The 17,185-nt window shown below is 67.3% G+C and carries 15 protein-coding genes; 4 read left to right on the top strand and 11 right to left on the bottom strand.

Annotated elements, in window-relative coordinates; all coding sequences use genetic code 11:
• Positions 1-44: 44 nt before the first annotated feature.
• The 4 genes from tcuB to DID98_RS29240 all read right to left on the bottom strand — a co-directional run bounded on the left by tcuB (position 45) and on the right by DID98_RS29240 (position 4,517).
• Positions 45-1,259: a tricarballylate utilization 4Fe-4S protein TcuB gene (gene tcuB, locus DID98_RS29255; protein ID WP_124523251.1), complete on the bottom strand. Its 1,215-nt coding sequence runs from the start codon at positions 1,257-1,259 to the stop codon at positions 45-47.
• Complete coding sequence (gene tcuA, locus DID98_RS29250) at positions 1,246-2,655, bottom strand: FAD-dependent tricarballylate dehydrogenase TcuA (protein WP_124523252.1); 1,410 nt, start codon at positions 2,653-2,655, stop codon at positions 1,246-1,248. The genes tcuB and tcuA overlap by 14 nt, the downstream gene beginning before the upstream one ends.
• Before the next feature lie 63 nt (positions 2,656-2,718).
• On the bottom strand, positions 2,719-3,672 hold the full coding sequence (locus DID98_RS29245; protein WP_124523254.1) for a LysR family transcriptional regulator: 954 nt from the start codon (positions 3,670-3,672) through the stop codon (positions 2,719-2,721).
• Positions 3,673-3,890: 218 nt separating this feature from the next.
• Positions 3,891-4,517 (bottom strand): bifunctional 2-polyprenyl-6-hydroxyphenol methylase/3-demethylubiquinol 3-O-methyltransferase UbiG, encoded by a 627-nt coding sequence (locus DID98_RS29240; RefSeq protein ID WP_185500402.1) that lies wholly within the window; start codon positions 4,515-4,517, stop codon positions 3,891-3,893.
• A 260-nt stretch (positions 4,518-4,777) separates the two neighbouring features.
• On the opposite strand from DID98_RS29240, the gene DID98_RS29235 reads away from it, so the two are divergent.
• Positions 4,778-5,413: an isochorismatase family cysteine hydrolase gene (locus DID98_RS29235; RefSeq protein WP_124523257.1), complete on the top strand. Its 636-nt coding sequence runs from the start codon at positions 4,778-4,780 to the stop codon at positions 5,411-5,413.
• 79 nt (positions 5,414-5,492) lie between these two features.
• On the opposite strand, the gene DID98_RS29230 is transcribed toward DID98_RS29235, so the two are convergent.
• Positions 5,493-6,224, bottom strand: coding sequence for a ribonuclease T2 (locus DID98_RS29230; protein ID WP_124523259.1), 732 nt, complete (start codon positions 6,222-6,224; stop codon positions 5,493-5,495).
• Between the two features lie 416 nt (positions 6,225-6,640).
• Complete coding sequence (locus DID98_RS29225; RefSeq protein ID WP_124523983.1) at positions 6,641-8,044, bottom strand: HdeD family acid-resistance protein; 1,404 nt, start codon at positions 8,042-8,044, stop codon at positions 6,641-6,643.
• A 545-nt stretch (positions 8,045-8,589) separates the two neighbouring features.
• Here DID98_RS29225 and DID98_RS29220 point away from each other — a divergent pair.
• Complete coding sequence (locus tag DID98_RS29220) at positions 8,590-9,147, top strand: helix-turn-helix transcriptional regulator (RefSeq protein ID WP_124523263.1); 558 nt, start codon at positions 8,590-8,592, stop codon at positions 9,145-9,147.
• Between the two features lie 109 nt (positions 9,148-9,256).
• Positions 9,257-9,838, top strand: coding sequence for an HD domain-containing protein (locus DID98_RS29215; RefSeq protein ID WP_124485288.1), 582 nt, complete (start codon positions 9,257-9,259; stop codon positions 9,836-9,838).
• A gap of 176 nt (positions 9,839-10,014) precedes the next feature.
• On the opposite strand, the gene DID98_RS29210 is transcribed toward DID98_RS29215, so the two are convergent.
• Positions 10,015-11,553: an MFS transporter gene (locus DID98_RS29210; RefSeq protein WP_124523265.1), complete on the bottom strand. Its 1,539-nt coding sequence runs from the start codon at positions 11,551-11,553 to the stop codon at positions 10,015-10,017.
• A gap of 188 nt (positions 11,554-11,741) precedes the next feature.
• On the opposite strand from DID98_RS29210, the gene DID98_RS29205 reads away from it, so the two are divergent.
• Positions 11,742-12,677, top strand: coding sequence for a LysR family transcriptional regulator (locus DID98_RS29205; protein WP_124523266.1), 936 nt, complete (start codon positions 11,742-11,744; stop codon positions 12,675-12,677).
• Between the two features lie 42 nt (positions 12,678-12,719).
• Here DID98_RS29205 and DID98_RS29200 read toward each other — a convergent pair whose 3' ends face one another.
• From DID98_RS29200 to DID98_RS29185, 4 genes are read right to left on the bottom strand one after another with little or no spacing between them, the layout of a single operon-like run.
• On the bottom strand, positions 12,720-13,859 hold the full coding sequence (locus DID98_RS29200) for an enoyl-CoA hydratase/isomerase family protein (RefSeq protein WP_124523267.1): 1,140 nt from the start codon (positions 13,857-13,859) through the stop codon (positions 12,720-12,722).
• On the bottom strand, positions 13,856-14,647 hold the full coding sequence (locus DID98_RS29195; protein WP_124523269.1) for an enoyl-CoA hydratase: 792 nt from the start codon (positions 14,645-14,647) through the stop codon (positions 13,856-13,858). Before DID98_RS29195 ends, DID98_RS29200 begins: the two co-directional genes overlap by 4 nt.
• Entirely contained in the window at positions 14,644-15,546 is a 903-nt protein-coding gene (gene mmsB, locus DID98_RS29190) for a 3-hydroxyisobutyrate dehydrogenase (protein WP_044846886.1), read from the bottom strand. Before mmsB ends, DID98_RS29195 begins: the two co-directional genes overlap by 4 nt.
• An 18-nt stretch (positions 15,547-15,564) precedes the next feature.
• Complete coding sequence (locus DID98_RS29185) at positions 15,565-17,094, bottom strand: CoA-acylating methylmalonate-semialdehyde dehydrogenase (RefSeq protein ID WP_124523271.1); 1,530 nt, start codon at positions 17,092-17,094, stop codon at positions 15,565-15,567.
• Positions 17,095-17,185: the final 91 nt, after the last annotated feature.

Below are 17,185 nucleotides of genomic sequence, written 5' to 3'. Positions count from 1 at the left end.
GCTTCTTGTCTATGATGATGGGCGCCCACGCGCCCTGGTGTCTGCTAATCCGAACCGAGGTTCAGCGTGCTGCGTTGCCGCTTCTCTAGCGACGATTTGAGCAATGCCGCCGAGCGGAAGATGCCGTGCGCGAACTTGCCGTAAGGCAGCGTGGCGAACAGCGCCATCACGATGCCGAGATGAATCGCGAGCAGCGACGGCATCGCCGAGGTCGTGCGGAGCGCGAGCAGCGCGAGACCGGATGCGCTCGTCAGAAGCAGGAGCGCGATGAAGCCGCGGTCCATCGGACGCTGACGGGGATCGCCCCGCTCCGGAACGCGTTTCAGGTTCAGCCACAGCAGTCCCGCCGGCCCCGCAATCAGCCCGATGCCGCCCGCCGTTCCCATCAGCACCGGCACGCTCAGAAACGGATACGGCGCTTCCAGACCGAATGCATAGTGATAGAGCGTCGCGACTGCGGTTGCCGCAAAGCACAGCATGAAGCCGTAGAACGTCAGGTGATGGAAGCGACGCCGCGCCAGCGTGAAGGCATCGTCCTCTTCGTTGCAGCCGTCGCCGTGGCCGCCGTCCAGGTACTTGAGCGTCAGCGCGTTCCTGGCCGCTTCCGCGACGGCTGGCGCGCTCGCGCTCGCCGTTCCTGCCGACACGTCGCGCCAGAAGCGCGTGACGCCGAGACCGAGCGCAAGAATGGCGAACAGGAAAACGATGCCGAACATCGCCGCGAGCAGGCCGTGCGGGAAGATCGCGTAGAAGTTCGCCGGCGCGACATCGCCCGACAAGCCGCCGCGCAATGCCGTACCGAGCAGCAGAAACAGCGCGATTCCGGCCGCCAATGCAACCGACAAAGTCAGGCCGTTTCGCTTGTACAGCGCGCCGAACGACGCAGGAAACGCGTATTCGGTGTAGGTTTCGAGCCGGACTTCGGCCATCGCTTTCGGCACGTTCACGCCGAATTCGTGCGGCGGCGCGTATTGGCACGCGTGATAGCACGCGCCGCAGTTGTGGCAGAGATTCGCCAGATAGTTGACGTCCGCCTTGCCGAATTCCAGGCGGCGCGTCATGGCCGGGAACACCGCGCAGAAGCCTTCGCAATAGCGGCAGGCGTTGCAGATCTGCATCTGCCGTGCCACTTCGGTTTCGCCGGCGCTCATGTGTACGATGGGGATCACGCGCGCCGTGCTGCCGTGTGGAGTTTTTTTCGTATCGACCGAGCACGCCGTGCGCGCGCGTTCGGGCGCGAGCGGGTCAGACTGCTGCACTGGTTGCCTCCGTTGTCTTGAGCGCGGCGCGTGCGGCCTGCGTCCCGGCAATGCGCCCGAAGGCCGTGCCGATCGACATGCCGACGCCCGCCGTATAGCCCTTGCCGAGCACGTTGCCGGCCATCATTTCGCCGGCGACGAACAGGTTTTCACTGGCGTTGCCGCCGAAGTGAACCTGCGCGCGGTCATTGGTCTTGAGTCCGAGATACGTGAACGTGATGCCTGGCCGCAACGCGTAACCGTAGAACGGCGGTGTCTCGATGCGGCGGGCCCAGTGTGTCTTGGGCGGCGCGAGGCCTTCGGTGTGGCAGTCGTCGAGCGCGGTGTGGTCGAAGGTGCCGTCGCGGCACGTATCGTTGTAGCGCGTGAGCGTTTCCATGAAGCGCGCCTCCGGCAGCCCGAGCTTGCGCGCGAGTTCCGGCAGCGTGTCGGCCTGTGCGCCCGGAAACACCGGCGGCATGAAGCGGCCGATTGCTTTCGAGTCGATGATCGAATAGCCGATCTGCCCCGGCTGATGCGCAACGAGCCGTCCCCAGATTGCATAGCGCTTCGGCCAGAAATCCTCGCCTTCGTCGTAGAAGCGCTCGGCGTCACGATTCACCACGACGCCCAGCGACACGCAGTCGATGCGTGTGCAGATTCCGCCGTCATACAGCGGCGCGCGTGCATCGATGGCGACGCAATGCGACTGGGACGGATCGCCAATCATGTCCGCACCAGCGTCGGCCATATGCTTGATGAGCACGCCCTTGTTGAAGCGCGTGCCGCGAATCAGGAAGTTGTCGGCGGGCCATTCGCCGCGCTCGTTTTGCCCCCACGCTTCGCGCAGCCATTCGCGATTCGATTCAAAACCGCCTGCCGCCAGCACGCAAGCGCGCGCCTCGAAGCGCTGGCTGCCGCTGCGCGCCGCGATGAAGAGACTGCCGTCGAGTTCAAGCGAATCAACGGGCGTTTCATAGCGGATATCGACGCCGAGCGCTTCGGCGCTGCGGTAATACGCGTTGACGAGCGCCTTGCCGCCGCCCATGAAGAACGCGTTGGTGCGTGCCACGTGCAGCGCACCGGACAGCGGCGGCTGGAAGCGCACCCCATGCTTCTGCATCCACGGCCGGCACGACGACGACGCGCGGATCGTCAGCCGCGCGAGATGCTCGTTCGTGATGCCACCGGTGACTTTCAACAGGTCCTGCCAGAATTCCTCTTCCGGATAGGCGTCGACGAGAACGTCTTGCGGCGCATCGTGCATGCAGCGCAGATTGCGCGTGTGTTGCGAGTTGCCGCCGCGCCATTCGCGCGGCGCGGATTCGAGAAGCAGGACCGAGGCGCCCGCTTCGCGCGCCATCAATGCGGCACACAGCGCGGCATTGCCTCCTCCGATTACGAGCACATCGACCATCAGACTTGCCTCCTTTTGGACAAATCGTAAAGGTCTCGTGCCCGCGTCGCTACCAGCCAGCCGTCAACGGGTCTTCACTTTTTGTGAAGGCTGAGGTTCCCGCAGCCGCGCACCGGGCCAGCGGCCTTCCTGCACCAGTCGACGGGCGACATCGGCGAGCACCACGCGCGCAGCGAGACCGGCGGGAGACAGTTCGTCATCGGAGATGCTGGCGAGCATGTTGGGCCGCGTGGCGTATTTTTCAGCGACGGGCACGCTCGTCAGTATCACGTTCTCGGGCCTTGCGAGCGCCGCGCCCGGTTGTATCGTCGCGCCGATGCCGGTGCGGACGAAGTCCATCAGGAGCGCAAGGCCGTCGACTTCGGCGACGATGTTCGGCTCGTACTCGGCGCGCCTGAACGCCGATAACAGCAGCGAACGCAGCCCGTGCGTGCCGCTGGGGAGAATCAGCGGAAGCCTGCCAAGATTTTTCAGCCGGACGGACGCGCTCGTCGGCATGCCATCGAGATCGCCCGCGCCGATCAGGAACAGCCGCTCGTCCAGCAGCGGCAGCACGCTCCATCGTTGCGCGGACTCCTCATGGAACAGCACGGCGAGATCGATCTGACGCGCGCTCAACATGGACGCAAGATAGCCGGAGAGACTTTCGACCATGTGCAACCGTACATCGGGATAGCGCGAGCGCATGGCCTGCATGAATGCGACACCCAGCACGCTCGCCGTGCTCGGCGCCATGCCGACGCTGACATGGCCCGACAGACGGGCCGAGCGTGCGGCAAGCGCGGCATCGTCGATATGCCGCAGCGCGAGTTGCGCCTGACGCCAGAACGCCAGACCTGCATCGGTCGGAACGACGCCCGCCGAGGTGCGTTGCAGCAAGCGCGTGGACAGTTCGCCTTCGAGACGGCTGATCTGCTGACTCAGTGCCGAGGTCACCACGCCGAGTTCCAGCGCTGCCTTGCCCATGCTTCCGTGTTCGACGACACTGAGAAAATAGCGTAGTTGTCTGAGTTCCATTCCGCGCTCGATCAGGAGGATTGGGCGGATATTTTGACAGAACGTCGTCGGGTAATCCTCAGTGTCGAGGTTGGATCTTTACAGCACGTGCGTCTCTGCAGCAGTCGCACATATCCGGCAGAGACCAACCCCTTACTGCCACCGCTCTCTTCGAGAACAGGCGCTGATCGCTCCATACGCGCTTACCGAAGCCACCCTGGCTCGAGCTTCGACCGAAGCTAACCCCGCGTGCCGCTTTTGACGAATGCCAATCGGCTCCACATCACACCCGCACGCCGATTTCCACGCTGTACGGATTCGGTCTGGACATTCAGCACATTGCGCAAGCCATGAGCATTTGCGAGCTGCATGGTTTCTTCCGCTGAGACGTCGAACATCCGTCGTCCTTCCGGAACCGGTCCGTAACGCAAGGACACGACCAGCACCGCGCCGTCGCACAGGAGAGCGCTGACGTTCGGCATCGCCCGACGACGTTCGTCTTCATCAAGGTGCATCCAGACGGCCGACAGCATCACGAAGTCAAATTCCTTTCGCCTCGTACGCAAAATCGCAAGATCCGGCAGGCTATCGTCCAGCCATTCGATCCGAGGAGACGAATGCCGCCTGATTCCCGCAACGCGCAACGCATCCACCGGTTCGACGGCTACGACCGAATGCCCCATCGCCGCGAATGCAGCCGCATCGGTTCCGATACCGGCTCCAACATCGAGAATGCAAGACGGGCGCGCGGGAACGAGATGCAGCATGGGCCGATGATGTTCCTCGAACGAGATGTCCTGCCATTGCTCGATGAGCGAATGTGCATGCTCCGCGTAGCCTTCCGTGCCGCGTACATTGATGGACACCACCGTTCTCCAAATGTCGGTGTTTCGCGAAGTTTGCCAGATTGCCGGCATTTCAGTATCGCCGACCCGATGTCCAGAGCTGAACGAACCCGGTCGTCCAGGGCGGTACCGCACTCGCCAGCTCGGCCGGTCTGCACCAAGATGAAATGTCGGTTTATATTGCCGGAGTTCCAACACGCTCGCGCCGGAATGGTTGACGACGTATACGGAGCGGTCGATTTTCTGAAAACACCGAAGTGGCTCATGGGAGAGCATCAGTCATGCAACCGGAACACGCTTCAGATCTCGCGACGACTCGCCATGCAGGTGCGGAAGGCAGCACGCACGCGCCGATACCCTCGATCGTTCCGGCACAAACCGCGCTGATCGTGATGCACTACCAGACCGACATCCTCGGCCTCTTTCCGTCAGTCGCCCCCACCCTGCTCGCCAATACGCGCAAGCTGTGCGATGCAGCCCGGGCGAGCGGTGTCCACGTCTGCTTCGCGAATCTCCGCTTCAGCCCCGGCTATCCGGAAGTCAGCCCCCGCAACAAGAACGGGCAAGGGATCAAGCAACTCGGCCTGTTCGTCGACGACGGCCCGTGCCCGGAGCTCGGCCGGCTAGACAGCGAGCCGCTGACTATCGCGCATCGCGCGAGCGTGTTCTTCCGCACCGACCTGCAGGCGCGGCTCATCGCGCGGGGTATCGATACGCTGATCCTGGTCGGGATTGCGTCGACCGGCGTCGTGCTGTCGTCGGTCGCACACGCCAGCGACGCGGATTTCCGGCTGTATACGGTGAAGGACTGCTGCTACGACCCGGATGAAGTCGTGCACGAGCATCTGTTCGCGACGGCGTTCGAGACGCGCACGACGGTGCTGTCGCTCGCGGACGCGCTGCGGCTGCTCGCTTAGGCGCACGATATCCACGCCACGCCGGCCGGAACGCTTCCGGCCGGCGCCTCGCGCATTACGCCGTGCGCAACTTCGCGCGTTACTTCGCGATATACACGCCCGACGTCGGGCACGTCCCCTGCGTATTCCCGTCCGTCACGAGCGACGCCGCGCTCGGAAACTGCGCGGTCGCGTTCGTCTTGACCGCGATCCACGCTTCCGTGAAATAGCTGACGCCATTGGTCTTCGTGCACTTCAGCGACACCGCGCTGCGCGTATTGCTGCCGAACGCGCCTTCGAACGCGGACAGCAGCTGGTTGCGCGTCACCGTCTTGCCCGCGTTGGCCTGCAGGAACGCGTTGAACGACGTGTTGCCGAGCCGGCTGATCATGCCGGCCGCCTGGTTCCAGTACGCATCCGGCGACGCCGAGTTCGAGCAGGTGCCGTGCTTGAACCATTCGTGCTTGTCGAGGCACGACGCCACGCCCGGCATGTAGGTCGACAGCGTGCTGCGGGTCGCGGTGCTGACCGGATACGCATCCATGCTGCACCACTGGTGCGCGTTGTCGAGATCGACGTCGCTCTGCGGCACGCCGCAGTAGAACGGCTGGTTGCCGTCGTACCGGTTCGGCCAGAGACCATGCAGCGACAGGCTCGTCGCCGCGTACGTGCCGGCGAGGTTCGTACACTCCGGCGTGTCGTGCGACGCGCAGAAGCCGGGTTCCCACGAAGCAGCGAGCAGCAGGTAGTCGTAGCTGGTCTGCGCGACGGCGTGCAGCGAGGCGGATGCGACGGCGATTGCGGCCGCGGCGCGGGCGAGCGTCTTGAGCATGGCGTTTCCTCGGAAAAGGCTTGCGGTCGCGGGATGCGCCACAAGGTTGTCGAATGTCTGCCCGCGATTGTTGCTCGCGCAACGTGGCATCAATATGAAGGTGGACGAAGGAATTCGTAGTCGAACGCCACCCTTGTCAGCGCCGGCACCGGTACCAATACGCGCCCTTCTCCGCCGGAGACGCCGGCTCGCCCTGCAACGGAGCATCCCCACGATGACGGCCTGCCGGCCGGGCAGGCCCTATCGCGTCGCGATCGGAATGGGCAAAGCATCGAACTCGCGGACAGCATGCCCCTGCTCACGGCTCGCTGCTGCCAAGCTGCATGCGCGCACGCGCGGCCGAATCCGCGCCTTCGAGCGCGAGAATCTGTCACACGCCGATGCTCACGCGCCGGCCCTCGTCCGGCGCCACGCGATCATTTCACCGACGCGGCCTCCGATCCGCCGGACGACATCGCCGCGCTGTCCTGCTCGCGCCACGCGCGGCGCGACGCGATGATCGCCTGCACGGCCGAGCGCGCGACCTTCCACCACGCGAACGGACGCGGATCGGCGAGCATGCTGAGCGCGCGCGCATAGTCGAGCGTGAGCCCGGGCGTCCAGGCCATCGTCACCGCGCGCTTGCGGATCTGCGCGGCGACCCACAGCTCGGGCGTGAGCAGCAGCCGCACGAATGCGCCCCACCCGGCCCGCGTGCCCTTGAGCCGCCACACCGCGCCGTCGAGCGCCGCTTCGAGCGCGTTCGACACGGTGCTCGAACAGTTGCGGTGCGTGAGGTTGTACGTGACCGTCTGCCGATACGACGACCAGAACGCGGCCAGCTTCGCCGGATCGTAGTTGCGGATCCGCACGCGCACGGTCGACGGACACCACGCCTTCGACTCGGTCGCATAGTCGGGCTGGAACAGCCCGGGCACGTCGTTCTCGCGCGTCGCGCGCAGGATCCGTGTGAATTCATCGGGAGAACGATCGATCTCGACGGCCGGATACAGGCTGATGTAGATACCCTCGGGCGACTCCAGCGCCGCATGGCCGGTGGAGATCACGCCGTTGACGTCCACCGCCGCGATGTAGCGGTCGATCACCGGATAGCGCTGCGCTTCGGCCTTCGACGTGCCGGTCGGCGTCCACACGTGCACGGTCAGCGCGTGCTCGTGGTCGGCCGGCGGGCCGTCCCATTCGGATTGCGTGAAGCGCGGGAGGTCGGCAGCCGTGTCGATGTCAGGCACGATCGCCGGCGCCGGCGACGTGACGAACGCGGGGTTGCGCGTCAGCCGCCGCACGCGCGCGGCGAGGCTCAGCATGTGCATGCCGCCGAACATCAGCAGCAAGCCGAGGCAGTACGGCACGGTGCCCACATAGTGAGTCGGATACGGCTGGTAGAAGAAGATCGCGAGCAGGATCTCGACGACGCCCCACGCGAATGCGACGTGCCAGCGCCGGTAACGCACCATCCACGCGGACGTGCACTGCAGCAGCCCGTCGACGAGAAACAGCGTGCCGAAGATCATCGACAGCAGGAAGTGTCCGTGATGATGGCCCGCGAACACGAGCGCGGCGGCCACCACGACCGCGATGCCCTTCACGTAGCGCAGGATGCGCTGCCCGCCGACGCCGCTGCCGGCCACCGCGAGCGTCGCGAGCCCCTCGATCAGGAACAGCCACGCGAACAGTTCGATCGGAAAATGCAGCGCGCCGTCGAGTGCGTCGACGAAGATGCCGACGCCCGCGACGACCCACAGCCAGCCCAGCACGGTCAGTCCACGCCAGCGCGTTCGCAGATATTCGATGCCCAGCAGCAGCAACACCAGTCGTACCATGGCGCCCTCGTATTGATTTTTTCGGGATACGCGCAGATCACGCGCCTCCGGTCGTGCCGATCATGCATCGTGCGATGCGGAAGTCGGACGGTGGCAATGCTGACCGGCGCGTCATGCGTCGACATGTCCAATCACGGCCGGCGCGCTCCGCTTTCGCCGAATAATAAGATATGGCGGAGCCGGTTGAAAGCCTGGCGAAAACATTGCCGGCGGAGCCGGACGCCGGGCGTGTCGATAGAGACGGCGCGATTGGCGGGGTTGCGGCTGCTATTCCGCCGAAGGTTTCGACGTACCGTCCGGGATGGCCGCACCGTTGCTCGATCAGCCGTACACGATCTAAGCTCGGCATGTCACGATGGCGATCGCAGGTCTGGATCTCACGATACAGCGCACACCGATCACCGCCGACGGCACACCCGCCCTTGGCGGACGACGCGCGTTCCGATCGGGTTCGTCGTAATCCAGGCATCCCGGAAATGACGGCCCCATTCATCCATTGCGCAACGCGGCGCCTGCGCGGCCCGCATCCCGAACGGAATACGAACATGCCCGCCTCACCGCTTCACACCCCGCCGCTCGGCCCGCAACTCAAGCGTTGGCGCACGCTGCATCGCGTGAAGCAGAGCCATGCTGCCGAGTTGTTCGGCGTCGCCCAATCGACGATCTCGCGCTGGGAAGCCGGCATCCAGCAGATGTCGCCGGACGAGCGCGCGACGGCCGAGCGGCTGCTTGCCGCGCGTCTCGATTCGGCGGGCGACCACGCGCTCGCGCGGCTGATCGCGAGCAGCACGGCGCGCATGCATCTCGTGTGTGACCTCACGCACCGTCTGCTCGCGTGCTCGCCGTCGCGCGCGGCCGAGTTCTCGCGGCCGCTGCCGACGCTGCTCGGCACGTCGCTGTGGCGCTATGCGTCGCCGGAGATCGTCCGCATGGAAGCCGCGCTCGAACCGCTCGGCTGGCACGATCACGCGGGGCCGCCGAGCGTCGAATTCGCAACCGGCGCCAATGCGTCGCGCGTCGTGCCGATCCGCGGCAGCACCTGCCGATGGACGCGGATGACGCTGTCGGACGGCTCCGCCGCGCGCCTCGTCGAAACGCTATAGCACGCGCGGCGGTCGCGGGGTACGAGCGCGGCGCGCATATTTCATGCGTCGACGCAGCGCGGCCGCACGGCGTACGCTTGACGGCACGATTCGAGCATTCCCACCAGCCATGAACCTCGACACGATCCACGCGCGGCTCGATTTCCTGCGCGAAGCCGAACGCCTGAAAGACGTGCTGCGCAGCGGCCACACGTCGAGCGGGCGCGCCGAAAGCACGGCCGAGCACAGCTGGCGGCTGTGCCTGATGGCGCTCGTGTTCGCCGACGCGCTGCCCGACGTCGACACGACGAAGCTGCTGAAACTGTGCGTCGTCCACGATCTCGGCGAAGCGCTGCACGGCGACATCCCCGCGATCGAGCAGGCCGCGCATCCGGACAAGAGCACGCACGAACGCGACGACCTGCTCACGCTGACGGCCGGGCTCGATCGCGCGCTGCGCGACGAGATCGTCGCACTGTGGGACGAATACGAGGCGGCGGCATCACCGGAAGCGCGCGCCGCGAAGGCACTCGACAAGCTCGAGACGATCCTGCAGCACAACCAGGGCAGCAATCCGCCGGACTTCGACTACGCGTTCAATCTCGGCTACGGCCGGCGCTACACCGACGCGGCACCGCTGTTCAACGCGATCCGTGCGATCGTCGACGCGGACACGCAACGCAGGATCGACACACGCGGCGACGGCGCGTAAGCGCGCGGAACCAGCCGCGCACCACACCGCGTGCGGCAATCGCACAAGATGCGCACGCACCTGAACGGACGGGAATCGGCGCGATGCCCGCGCGCGGCGAGGAACACGACCGGCCGATGATGACGCTCGTTGCCGCGTCACGGCAACGACGCGTCACCCGACGCGCGGCGCACGCGTCATTCACACACCGTCACCCCCCGCCGCGCCGGCGCGAACGCCACCGCGCTTGCCGTCGCGAGCACGGCCACGCCGGCCGCGCCGTACACCATCACCCAGCCGAAGCCGTGCACGAGCGCCGCGTGCAGCGCCGCACCGTTCGGGTCGGCCTTGGCGAGCGCCGGCGCGATCGCCTGCAGCCCGTCGGTGCGGCCCGACGCGATCTGCTGCGCCAGCGCGCGCAGCGCCTCCACATCGACCGCTCCCGCGACGCCGGCCTTCAGGCTCGCGACGATCCCCGCGACCAGCACGAAGCCCATCGTCGCGATGTTCAGCGCGAGCGAGATCATCCGCGCGCTCATGTCGATGCCCGACGCCATCCCGGCCCGCGAACTCGGCACCGCGCCCGTCGTCGTGTTCGTGACCGGCGTGTTGGTGAGCCCGAGCCCGATGCCGGCGATCACGCAGCCGGGCAGCATCGTGAGCCAGCTCGCGTGCTCGACGCCGCTGCCGATCCGCATCAGCGCGAAGCCGGCCGCGATCGTAAACAGGCCGCCCGGAATCACGACGCCTGGCCCGTAGCGCAGCGCGAGCCGCTCGCCGAACGGCGGCGCGACCAGCGTCGGCAGCGTGTACGCGAGCAGCGCGAGGCCGGCCATCACGCTGTCGTAGCCGAGCGCGACCTGGAACCAGATCGGCAGGTAGATCATGAACGGCCAGAAGCTGAAGTTCATCCCCATCGAGCCGAAGATCGCGCCTGTGAACGCGCGAATCCGGAACACGGAGAAGTCGAACATCGGCCGCGCGCTCGTGCGCTCCGCGACGAAGAAGCCGGCCAGCGCGAGCACGGTCGCGCCGAGCACGCCGAGGCCGGCCGCACTCGTGAGCCCCAGCTCCGCGCTCTGCGTGATATAGAACGCGAGACCGAGCACCGCGAGCGACAGCGTGACGATGCCCGCGACGTCGAGCGTGCCCGCATGCGGATCGCGCGACTCCTGCACCGCGCCGCAGATCAGCACGAGCGCGACGGCCGCGAGCGGCGCATGCACGAGAAACACCCACGGCCAGCTCGCCGCTACGACGATCGCGCCGCCGACGATCGGCCCGAAGCCGAGGCCGATCCCGAACACGATGCCCCAGATCCCGAACGCGCGGCCACGCTCGCGCCCTTCGCGGAACTGATGCGACAGCACCGCGATCTGGCAGATCAGCATCGCGCCGCCGCTCGCGCCCTGCAGCAGCCGGCCCGCGACCAGCACCGGCACGTTCGGCGCGAGCCCGCACAGCAGCGAGGTCGCGCCGAACAGCACGGTGCCGATCACGTACACGCGCTTGCGGCCGAACCGGTCGGCGAGCGTGCCGGCCGCCATCAGCACCGTCGTGCACGCGATCGTGTACGCGTTCATGATCCACTGCATGCCGTTGAAGTCGCCGTGCAGCACGCGTTCGAGCGTCGGCAGGATCACCGGCACGCTCGAGATCTCGAGGCCGAACATCAGCGACGTGAGACAGACGGCCGCCAGCGCGACCGCATTCCTGCGGGAGTCGGATAGGGTCATGCGTATTGCGCGACGGCCCTCGACAGGCCGTGCGCCTCCAGGTGAGAAGGATGCGCCGCGTGCGGCCGGCAACGCACGCTGAGCGGGAATCGGTACTATAGTGAGAATTTCCCTCCCCATTGACGCGTCCACTTCCCCGGACTCGGGAATCACAGGACGCAATCAGGGCAACCCCAGCACGCCCCGCCATGACCGACAAACTCGACGGCGTAACGACCTTCGTCCAGGTCGTGGAATCCGGCAGCTTCGCGCTCGCCGCGGAACGGCTCGACATGACGCGCTCGGCGGTCGGCAAGGCGATCGCGCGGCTCGAGAAGCGGCTCGGCGCGCGGCTGCTGCAGCGCACGACGCGCAGCCAGAGCCTGACCGACGACGGCCAGGCGTACTACGACCGCTGCGTGCGCGCGCTGGCGGAGCTGGAAGCGGCCGAAGCCGATCTCGATTGCGGCCGCAACGAAGCGCGCGGCAAGCTGCGGCTGAGCGTGCCGCTCGCGTTCGGGCATCACTGCGTGACGCCGATCGTGCTCGATCTCGCGCGCACCTATCCGCACCTGCGGATCGACGTGTCGATCACCGACCGCTTCGTCGACCTGGTCGAGGAAGGCATCGACCTCGCGGTGCGGATCGGTTCGCTCGCGGACAGCACGAGCCTCGCGGTGCGGCGGCTCGGCACGCAATACGGAAGCCTCGGCGCCGCGCCGTCGTATCTCGCGCGCTACGGGATGCCGCAATCGCTCGACGATCTGAGGAACCACCGGACGATCGCATACTCACGCTCGGGCGTCGCGCAGCCGTGGGACCTGCGCGCGCCGGACGGCTCGACGGTGCGCATCGACATGCCGCACCAGCTCAGCTTCGACGACGTGCAGGCGATCGCGGCGGCCGGCGCATCGGGGTTCGGGATCGCGTGGCTGCCGAGCTGGCTGCTCGATCATTACGTGAAGCGCGGCGAGATGGTCGTCGTGCTCGATCGCTGCTTCGTATGCGAAGGCGACATTCACGCGATCTGGCCGAAAACGCGCTACCTGCCGCGCAAGACGCGCTGCGTGATCGACGCGCTCGTGCAGGCGGTGCCGCCGATGATCGAGCGGCCGCAGCCCGCGAGCATCAAGAAAACCGGTTGAAACCGACGCGCCGCACGGGCGCGCCGGGCCGTCACGCGGCGCTCACGCCGCGCCGAGATCGGCGAGCGGATGGGCGAACAGCTTCCACGGCGACGTCAGGAAATGCCGCACGCGCTCGGCGCGCAGCTCGACGAGCGACGCCGGCGCCCAGCGCGGCTTGCGATCCTTGTCGACGAGATGCGCGCGCACGCCTTCGCAGAAGTCGCCCTCCTCGATCGCGCGCGCGACGATGCCGAGCTCCATCCGGAACGATTCGGCGAGCGTCATCTGGCGGCCGCGCAGCAGCGCTTCGCGCGTCACGCACAGCATCGTCGGCGAATGGCCGGCGAGTGCATCGAGCGTCGCCTGCAGCCATTGACGATGCTCGCGCGACAGCTCGTCGCGCGCGAGCTCCTGCGTGAGCGTCGCGACGATCCGCTCGACGGTCGAGCGCTTGTCGAAGTGCCGGACGATCCACGCCGTCTGCGTATCGAGCGCCGCATGCGGCACGACGTTGCACGGCGGCTCGAACACCTTGCGCAGCGCCGGCAGCACGTCGCCGTCCCATTTGATGCTGTCGATGCGCGTCTCGAACGTATCGAGCCACGCCGACGGCACGCACAGATCCGCGAGCTTCGCGCTCAGCGCGTCGGCACCCGACAGCATCGCGCCCGTCAGCCCCACGTACAGCTCGAGCTCGACCGGCATGCGCGACAGGAAATGCGTCGCGCCGACGTCGGGCACGAGGCCGATGCGCGTCTCGGGCATCGCGATCTTGCTGCGCTCGGTCGCGACGCGCAGCGCCGCGCCTTGCGCGAGCCCCATTCCGCCGCCCATCGTCACGCCGTCCATCAGCGCGACCACCGGCTTCGGGAACGTGTGGATCGCGTAGTCGAGCCGGTATTCGTCGACGAAGAACGGCAGCCAGGTCTCGCGCTGCGCGACCATCCGGTGCAGCGCGCGCACGTCGCCGCCCGCGCAGAAGCCCTTCTCGCCCGCGCCGCGCAGCACGACCGCGACGATCTGGTCGTCGGTGCGGCAACGCTCGAGAAGCGCGGCCAGCTCGCCGATCATCGAATAGGACAACGCATTGAGTGCGGCCGGCCGGTTCAGCGTAATGAGCGCCACGCGGTTCACCACGCGAAACAGCACCTCCGGCGCGGGTTGCGCGAAGCTGTCATGAGTCGTCACCGGCGTGCTCATCGTTGCGACTCCCCGTCGGTGTGCCATTGCGGCGCGCGCTTGCCGAGAAACGCGGCCACGCCTTCGCGCGGATCGTTCGTGTCGAACAGGTCGACGAAGCGCTCGCGCTCGACCGCGAGCGCCGCGCTACGCGGCACGCCGCGGCGCGCGAGGCCGATCAGCTCCTTGCTGTAGGCGACCGCATGCGGGCTCTGCCGTGCGACGTTGCGCGCGAGCGCCAGCGCCGCATCGCGGGCCGCGCCGCTTTCGACCACGTCCTCGACGAGGCCGATCCTGAGGGCCGTCGCCGCGTCGACGCGCGTGCCGGCCAGGATGATCTTCTTCGCCCAGCCTTCACCGACGAGCCAGGGCAGCGTCTGTGTGCCGAGCCCGCACGGCAGCAGGCCGACCGACGGCTCGGGCAGCGCCATCTGCGCGTGCGTCTCGGCGATCCGCAGGTCGCACGCGAGCGCGCATTCGAGGCCGCCGCCCATCGCATAGCCGTTGATCGCCGCGATCGTCACGACGCGCGCGTCGTGCAGCGCCTCGAATGCCGCGCCGAAACGCGCGGCCATCGCGCGCGCGACCGCGCGGTCGCCGTCGGCGAACGTATTCAGGTCCGCGCCCGCGCTGAAGAACTTCGGGCCGTCTCCGGTGATCACCAGCGCGCGCACGCGCGGGTTCGCATTCAATTCGGCGACGGTGGCCTGCAGCTGCTGCAGCCCGTCGGCGGTGAAGGCGTTCGCGGGCGGACGCTTGAGCGTCGCGCACGCGATCGCGCCGTCGTCGACGTAGTCCAGTTCGATCATGAGGCGTCCTTCTTGGTGGCCGGTTGGTACAGGCGGATCACCGCCGAGAAATCGAGCTGCCCATCGCCGCGGCTGCTCATCGTCTGGTACAGCTGCTGCGCGAGCGCACCGAGATAGACGGGCTGGCGCGCCTGCTTCGCGGCGTCGTTCGCGAGGCCGAGATCCTTCAGCATCAGGTCGGTGCCGAAGCCGCCGCTGTAGCCGCGCGACGACGGCGCGGTGTCGATCACGCCCGGATACGGGTTGTAGGTGTCCGAGCTCCAGCAGCGGCCCGTCGACGTGTTGACGATGCCGGCCAGCACCTTCGGGTCGATGCCGAGCGCGACGCCGAGCGACATCGCTTCCGACACGGCCGCCATCGAGATGCCGAGCACGAGGTTGTTGCAGACCTTCGCGACCTGCCCCATCCCCGTCGGCCCGCAGTGGACGATGTTCTTGCCCATCCCGGCGAGCACCGGCTTCACGCGCTCGAAATCCGCATCGCTGCCGCCGACCATGAAGGTCAAGGTGCCGGCCGCCGCGCCGCCGGTGCCGCCCGACACCGGTGCGTCGACGAACGCGCCGCCGTGCTCGCGCACGAGCGCGCCGAACGCCTGCGCGCTCGCCGGGTCGATCGTGCTCGAATCGATCACGGTCGCGCCGGCGCCGAGGCCGGCCAGCACGCCGTTCTCGCCGGCGAGCACCGAGCGCACGTGCGGCGCGGCCGGCAGCATCGTGATCACGAAGGCCGCGCCCGATGCCGCGTCGCGCGGCGATGCGGCGACCTGCGCGCCGGCGTCCTGCAGCGCGCGCAATGCGTCGGCGCTCAGGTCGAACGCATGCACTTCATGGCCGGCCTTCAACAGGTTCAGCGCCATCGGCGCACCCATGTGGCCCAGTCCGATAAAACCGATCTTCATGTTCGTGTCCTCCGCGGCTCAATGCAGCCGGATCGTCGTGTTCACCGGGCCGGCCGTCGTGTCGTCGTCGAACCAGCGCGCGGTGACCGTCTTGGTCTGCGTGTAGAACTGCACGACCTGCTTGCCGTACGGGCCGAGATCGCCGAGCTTCGAACCGCGCGAACCGGTGAAGCTGAAGAACGGCACCGGCACCGGGATCGGGATGTTGATGCCGACCTGGCCGACGTCGATCTCGCTCTGGAACTTGCGTGCCGCCGCGCCGCTCTGCGTGAAGATGCCCACGCCGTTGCCCATCGGGTTCGCGTTGACGAGCGCGATCGCTTCGTCGAGCGTGTTGGCTTCGAGCACGACCAGCACCGGACCGAAGATCTCGTGCGTGTAGATCGACATGTCGGTCTTTACGCCGGAGAAGATCGTCGGGCCGACGAAATTGCCCTCCTCGTAACCGGCCACCTTCACGTCGCGGCCGTCGAGCTCGAGCTTCGCGCCTTCCTTCACGCCCGCTTCGATCAGCGACAGGATGCGCGCCTTCGCTCCGCGCGACACGACCGGACCGACGTCGGTGCCGGCTTCCGCGCCCGCGTTCACCTTCAGCAGCTTCGCCTTCGCGACGAGATCGGGCAGCCAGTCGCGCGCCTCGCCGACCAGCACCGCGACCGACGTCGCCATGCAGCGCTGCCCGGCCGCGCCGAAGCCCGCGCCGACCAGCGCGTTGAGGGTCTGCTCGCGATTCGCATCGGGCAGCACCACCGCGTGGTTCTTCGCGCCCATCATCGACTGCACACGCTTGCCGTGCTGGCTGCCGAGGTTGTACACGTGCGTGCCGACCGCCGTCGAGCCGACGAACGAGATCGCCTTCACGAGCGGATGCGTGCAGATCGCGTCGACGACTTCCTTGCCGCCGTGCACGACGTTCAGCACGCCCTTCGGCACGCCGGCCTCGATCGCGAGTTCGACGAGCTGCATCGTCGACATCGGGTCTTGCTCGGACGGCTTCAGCACGAACGTGTTGCCGCATACGATCGCCATCGGGAACATCCACAGCGGAATCATCGCGGGGAAGTTGAACGGCGTGATGCCCGCGCACACGCCGAGCGGCTGGCGCAGCGTGTAGGTGTCGACGCCGCCCGCGACGTTCTCCGCGAATTCGCCGAGCTGCAGCGTGCCGATCGAGCACGCATGCTCGACCACTTCGAGGCCGCGGAAGATGTCGCCTTCGGCATCGGGCAGCGTCTTGCCCTGCTCGGCCGTCAGCGTCTTCGCGATGCGCTGCAGGTTCGCGCGCACCAGATCCTGGAACTTCAGCATGATGCGCATGCGCGCGGCGATCGGCGTGTTCTTCCACGTCGCAAACGCGGCGTGCGCGGCCTGCACGGCCGCGTCGACTTCGGCGACGGTCGCGAACGGCACGCGCGCGAGGACCTGCTGCGTCGCCGGGTTGACGATGTCGCGCCACTCGCTCGTGGTGGACTCGACGAAGGCGCCGTCGATCAGCAGCTTGACCGTCGGCACGTCTTGCCCCGTGCGGGGCGTCGGATTCGCGTTCATCAGTGCACTCTCCTTGCAGTGGGCCGCATGGCGTGATGCCACGCGCGGCCGGTTCGGTTCAGTCCGGTGACGGGCGACGCACGGCAAAACG

The organism is Burkholderia sp. Bp8984 (genome assembly GCF_003853755.1).
Lineage (GTDB): Bacteria > Pseudomonadota > Gammaproteobacteria > Burkholderiales > Burkholderiaceae > Burkholderia.
Note: the sequence above shows the minus strand (reverse complement) of the source record. Positions and strands in the feature narration are given on the sequence as shown.

Bases quoted from the DNA above. Each gene is read 5' to 3' on its own strand.
- DID98_RS29230 (WP_124523259.1), bottom strand. From the start codon at position 6,224: ATGCTCAAGACGCTCGCCCGCGCCGCGGCCGCAATCGCCGTCGCATCC.
- DID98_RS29225 (WP_124523983.1), bottom strand. From the start codon at position 8,044: ATGGTACGACTGGTGTTGCTGCTGCTGGGCATCGAATATCTGCGAACG.
- mmsB (WP_044846886.1), bottom strand. From the start codon at position 15,546: ATGAAGATCGGTTTTATCGGACTGGGCCACATGGGTGCGCCGATGGCG.
- DID98_RS29205 (WP_124523266.1), top strand. From the start codon at position 11,742: ATGACCGACAAACTCGACGGCGTAACGACCTTCGTCCAGGTCGTGGAA.
- DID98_RS29215 (WP_124485288.1), top strand. From the start codon at position 9,257: ATGAACCTCGACACGATCCACGCGCGGCTCGATTTCCTGCGCGAAGCC.
- DID98_RS29220 (WP_124523263.1), top strand. From the start codon at position 8,590: ATGCCCGCCTCACCGCTTCACACCCCGCCGCTCGGCCCGCAACTCAAG.
- tcuA (WP_124523252.1), bottom strand. From the start codon at position 2,655: ATGGTCGATGTGCTCGTAATCGGAGGAGGCAATGCCGCGCTGTGTGCC.
- DID98_RS29200 (WP_124523267.1), bottom strand. From the start codon at position 13,859: ATGAGCACGCCGGTGACGACTCATGACAGCTTCGCGCAACCCGCGCCG.
- DID98_RS29210 (WP_124523265.1), bottom strand. From the start codon at position 11,553: ATGACCCTATCCGACTCCCGCAGGAATGCGGTCGCGCTGGCGGCCGTC.
- DID98_RS29235 (WP_124523257.1), top strand. From the start codon at position 4,778: ATGCAACCGGAACACGCTTCAGATCTCGCGACGACTCGCCATGCAGGT.
- DID98_RS29195 (WP_124523269.1), bottom strand. From the start codon at position 14,647: ATGATCGAACTGGACTACGTCGACGACGGCGCGATCGCGTGCGCGACG.
- DID98_RS29245 (WP_124523254.1), bottom strand. From the start codon at position 3,672: ATGGAACTCAGACAACTACGCTATTTTCTCAGTGTCGTCGAACACGGA.
- DID98_RS29185 (WP_124523271.1), bottom strand. From the start codon at position 17,094: ATGAACGCGAATCCGACGCCCCGCACGGGGCAAGACGTGCCGACGGTC.